General features: G+C 47.7%; 2 protein-coding genes. Both read left to right on the top strand.

Features of this window, described 5'->3' with window-relative positions; genetic code table 11:
* Positions 1 to 413 precede the first annotated feature (413 nt).
* On the top strand, positions 414 to 725 hold the full coding sequence (gene groES, locus PX636_RS10490) for a co-chaperone GroES (RefSeq protein ID WP_002737272.1): 312 nt from the start codon (positions 414 to 416) through the stop codon (positions 723 to 725).
* A 46-nt stretch (positions 726 to 771) separates the two neighbouring features.
* Positions 772 to 2397: a chaperonin GroEL gene (groL, locus tag PX636_RS10485; protein ID WP_002804201.1), complete on the top strand. Its 1626-nt coding sequence runs from the start codon at positions 772 to 774 to the stop codon at positions 2395 to 2397.
* Positions 2398 to 2587: the final 190 nt, after the last annotated feature.

Raw genomic sequence — 2587 nt, 5'->3', positions numbered from 1 at the left:
GGAAAAAGTCCCTGAATTTTCCCCCTGATCACTCCCATGCCGGGTACTTTTTGATTGACAAAAAGTCTAAAAGTCTTACCCAACAAGGTTTTTAGATTTATTCAGCCAACCCTATATACTCAACTTAATCGATTGATAAATTCTCTGTTGGCATCCGTTTTTCCCTGTCATTTCTGTTTTCCCGTTCCCTAGAGTGACGGAAAAGGGATATTCTGACTGCTGCCTTCCCAAAACGAAAACTTTGTACCTCACCACTAAGATAACTGCTATAGCTTAACACCATAGTTCGGAAACCCGTACCGATCGAGCCGTTGTCAGGGGGCCTTCTATTTCGGTAAATTAGCACTCGGAAGGTAAGAGTGCTAATCTGGAAAAGACACTTACCCAAATACAAGAGAAACGGAGGATATTCCATGGCTGCAGTCAGCATCAACGTAACTACTGTTAAACCCCTAGGCGATCGAGTTTTCGTCAAAGTTAGTCCCAGCGAAGAAAAAACCGCCGGTGGTATTTTCCTTCCCGACGCCGCTAAAGAAAAACCCCAAATCGGGGAAGTCGTGGCCGTCGGCCCCGGCAAACGCAACGATGACGGTAGCCGTACCCCTGTAGAAGTGGGTGTGGGTGACAAAGTTCTCTACTCCAAATATGCCGGAACCGATATCAAACTTGGTGGCGAAGAATTCGTTCTCCTCTCCGAAAAAGACATTCTCGCCGCCGTTTCCTAATCATCTACCCTTGAAAACCCCTATTTTGCCCGAATAACGATACATTATGGCTAAATCTATTATCTACAACGAAGATGCTCGTCGCGCCTTAGAAAAAGGCATGGATCTGCTGGCCGAAGCGGTGGCCGTCACCCTTGGTCCCAAAGGTCGTAACGTCGTCCTCGAAAAGAAATTTGGCGCACCCCAAATCGTCAATGATGGCATCACCATCGCTAAAGAAATCGAACTGGAAGACCATATCGAGAACACCGGTGTGGCTTTAATTCGCCAAGCCGCCTCAAAAACCAACGATGTAGCGGGTGATGGTACTACTACCGCCACCGTTCTCGCTCACGCTATCGTTAAAGAAGGTTTACGCAACGTCGCCGCCGGTGCTAACCCGATTTCTCTGAAAAAAGGGATCGATAAAGCTGCCGATTTCCTCGTCAGTCAAATCGCCAAACACGCGAAACCCGTAGAAGATTCCAAAGCGATCGCACAAGTGGGTGCTATCTCTGCCGGTAACGATGATGAAGTCGGTCAAATGATCGCCTCGGCCATGGATAAAGTCGGTAAAGAAGGCGTAATTTCCCTAGAAGAAGGGAAATCGATGACCACCGAACTAGAAATCACCGAAGGGATGCGTTTTGACAAAGGTTATATCTCTCCCTACTTTGTCACCGACACCGAGCGCATGGAATGCGTTTTTGAGGATCCCGCTATTCTGATTACCGACAAAAAAATCGGTTTAGTACAGGATTTGGTTCCCATTCTCGAACAAGTGGCCCGTCAAGGTAAACCCCTAGTAATTATCGCCGAAGACATCGAAAAAGAAGCTTTGGCAACCCTAGTGGTTAACCGTCTGCGCGGTGTTCTTAACGTCACTGCGGTGAAAGCTCCCGGATTTGGCGATCGCAGAAAAGCGATGTTAGAAGATATCGCCGTCTTAACCGGTGGTCAAGTAATCAGCGAAGATGCGGGTTTAAAACTGGAAACCACCAAAATTGACAGCTTAGGTACGGCCCGCCGTATCACTATGAACAAAGATACTACCACCATCGTCGCCGAAGGAAACGACGTGGCAGTGAAAACCCGTTGTGAGCAAATTCGCCGTCAAATCGAGGAAACTGATTCTTCCTACGATAAAGAAAAACTGCAAGAACGTCTGGCTAAATTAGCCGGGGGTGTGGCAGTGATTAAAGTCGGTGCCGCTACGGAAACGGAAATGAAAGACCGCAAATTGCGCTTAGAAGACGCGATTAACGCCACTAAAGCAGCCGTAGAAGAAGGTATCGTCCCCGGGGGTGGTACTACTTTAGCTCACCTGGCTCCCCAATTGGAAACCTGGGCCAAAGAAACCCTACACCATGAAGAATTAACCGGTGCTTTAATCGTTTCTCGCGCCATCGCTGCACCCTTAAAACGGATCGCTGAAAATGCCGGCCAAAACGGTGCAGTTATTGCCGAACGGGTGAAAGAAAAGCCCTTTAATGTCGGTTATAATGCCGCTACCGGTGAGTTCTCCGATATGTTTGAGGCGGGTATCGTTGACCCCGCGAAAGTGACTCGTTCTGCCCTACAAAATGCCGCTTCGATCGCCGGTATGGTTTTAACTACCGAGTGTATTGTGGTGGATAAACCGGAAAAAGAAAAATCCGCTCCTCCCGCCGGCGGTGGTGACTTCGACTATTAATAATTAGTCTATTTTTTCTTGACTCGATCGCTTAAATGCGATCGAGTTTTTTTTGATGAAAAAACATCTTTTTGCATGAGTACATGAGTAGAAAACGGGTTTCTCGGAGAAACCCGTTTTCTGTGCGTTACTCAGAGGGGCGAAGCATTCGGGCAATAACCTATCGGTGAAACCGGAGATTTTCTATCCG

This window comes from Microcystis sp. M53598_WE2 (assembly GCF_030067735.1).
Lineage (GTDB): Bacteria > Cyanobacteriota > Cyanobacteriia > Cyanobacteriales > Microcystaceae > Microcystis > Microcystis aeruginosa.
Note: the sequence above shows the minus strand (reverse complement) of the source record. Positions and strands in the feature narration are given on the sequence as shown.

Coding starts and splice junctions, on each gene's coding strand:
- groES (WP_002737272.1), top strand. CDS start 414: ATGGCTGCAGTCAGCATCAACGTAACTACTGTTAAACCCCTAGGCGAT.
- groL (WP_002804201.1), top strand. CDS start 772: ATGGCTAAATCTATTATCTACAACGAAGATGCTCGTCGCGCCTTAGAA.